General features: G+C 60.4%; 3 protein-coding genes. All 3 read left to right on the plus strand.

The window, feature by feature from the left end; all coding sequences use genetic code 11:
- Positions 1–455: hypothetical protein (locus GX515_07845; protein HHY32913.1), on the plus strand; the 455-nt coding region annotated here is incomplete at its 5' end.
- Positions 452–1099 carry a response regulator transcription factor gene (locus GX515_07850; GenBank protein HHY32914.1) on the plus strand — a complete coding sequence of 216 codons (648 nt, stop codon included), beginning with the start codon at positions 452–454 and terminating at the stop codon, positions 1097–1099. The genes GX515_07845 and GX515_07850, both read left to right, overlap by 4 nt.
- A gap of 424 nt (positions 1100–1523) precedes the next feature.
- Positions 1524–1955 (plus strand): EamA family transporter, encoded by a 432-nt coding sequence (locus tag GX515_07855; GenBank protein HHY32915.1) that lies wholly within the window; start codon positions 1524–1526, stop codon positions 1953–1955.
- Positions 1956–2090 lie beyond the last annotated feature (135 nt).

Here is a 2090-nt window from a genome sequence, read left to right on the forward strand (position 1 = left end):
TCATCAAGGAGGGGCTGAACAACATAATCCGCCACTCAGATGCGACCCTAGTCACCCTGGCGCTTCTGGAGCATCCGGCCCTCTATCAACTGGTACTGCAGGACAACGGCACGGGTCTCGCATCAAGACTCGGCCCGGAGCCGTTTGGCCCGGAGGCGCCGGGCGTCGGCGCATCCTCGGGCGCCGGTGCCGGTGACACGTCAGCGGCCGGAACCGCTTTGGGCTTCGGCGCAGCTCCCGTGGCTTCAGAGGTGAGGGCGGGTTCAGCCTTCAGAGCCAGAGCGATGTCGGACGAGGGAGTCGCGACCACCGGTTACGGCCTCGGCTTGCGCAGCATGGAGGATCGAGTCACAGCCCTGGGCGGGCAGTTCCTAGTCGAGCACCAGGGAGGGTTTAGGCTCTTCGTGTCAGTTCCAAAGAGGAGGACCGCGCCGCGAAGGGAGGCGGCACCGTGAGGGTGCTAGTCGTAGATGATGACAGACTAGTCTGCGAGTCTTTGAAGACCATACTACAGGCGCATGGCGATGTAGAAGTCGTCGGAACGGGCTATAGCGGGCACGAGGCTGTGGCGCTGTATGCCAAGCTCAAGCCCGACGTGCTCCTGATGGACATCCGCATGGAGGGCATGACCGGACTCGAGGCGTGCAGGCAGGTGCTGAGCCAGTTCCCGGACGCGCGAGTACTCTTCCTCACGACGTTCCTGGACGACGAGTACATCGTCCAAGCACTGCGCCTTGGGGCAAAAGGGTACATTCTGAAACAGGACTTCGAGAGCATAATCCCTGCGCTGAAGGCCGTCCACACCGGCCAGAGCGTGTTCGGCGACGCGATCGTCACGAAGCTGCCCAAGCTCCTGCAAGGCATACAGAGCGACGAAGGAGACGAAAAGGCTATTGCAGCCCGACTCTCCGCTCACGGCATCAACGACAGGGAGAGAGACATTATCGAACTTGTAGCAAGAGGCTTGAGCAACCGGGAGATCGCTGAAACGCTATATCTTAGCGAAGGCACTGTGCGCAACTATATCAGCGTGATACTCGAGAAGCTCGGGCTACGCGACCGCACACAACTAGCTGTATTCTACCTGGGCGGAATCTAGGTATGGCGCCAGGAGATCGTTGGACTTCCCCAGTAATTGCTAGTTCACGCGACCCCAGCGATGCCTTTGTGGGTTTCAACTGGGCCGATATGGCATAATGTGGGAGAGTTCAGCGGCCCCCGCCATGAGCTTTCGCCTCCTTTCTTGACGCTGCCAGGGTTGACGGTGCCGCCCTCCGGGGACGGCGCGCTCGCGCGGTTGCGCCGCGCCTCGTTCGTGGGGTGAGGGACCTGGAGGGACCTGGGGGACCTGGGCGCGCCGGGAACAGATTTCCTTCTGAGATTGCAGGCCATTACGCGGGAACGCGGAATATCTCTACGAAACGCGTCGTCCAGCCGCCCGACCTGACGTTGGCCCCGAAAGCGCCTCCGGCGCGGCTGTTGGCGGAGCAGGTGGACGACAAGTCCACCAGGGGGTGATCATTATGGTATCGACGCCGAATTGGCTGTTTTGGGCGCTCCTCTCAGCGGTGTTTGCCGCGCTAACCTCTATTCTGGCCAAGGTGGGCATCGAAGGTGTCGATTCGGACTTGGCCACGCTCATTCGCACCTTCGTGATCGTGATAGTGCTCGGTATATTCGTGTTCGCAACCGCCAAGTGGACCAACCCATTCTCGCTGCGTCCGAAGACGCTCACGTTTCTGGTCCTCTCGGGGTTAGCCACGTGCGCCTCCTGGGTTTGCTACTTCCGCGCGTTGCAGATTGGGGAAGCGTCGAAGGTCGCTCCAATCGACAAGCTGAGCGTTGTGTTGGTCGCTGTGTTCGCCGTACTGTTCTTGGGCGAGCGACCTAGTTTGAAGGATTGGCTTGGGATCGCTCTTGTTGCACTAGGCACGGTCGTGCTTGCGCTCAAGTGAAGGATGTGAAGGCAACTATGCCACTATGAGGGGCAGAATCTCAACTGCATCCCGCTAGCCGGGATAGGGAGGGGGGCAACATGCGAGTTTGGCTTCATGAGTGGAAAGGCAACGAGTGGGGCTGGAATGCGTGGA

It is taken from the genome of Bacillota bacterium, from assembly GCA_012842395.1.
Taxonomy (GTDB): Bacteria; Bacillota; SHA-98; order UBA4971; family UBA4971; genus UBA6256.

Bases quoted from the DNA above. Each gene is read 5' to 3' on its own strand.
- GX515_07855 (HHY32915.1), top strand. From the start codon at position 1,524: ATGGTATCGACGCCGAATTGGCTGTTTTGGGCGCTCCTCTCAGCGGTG.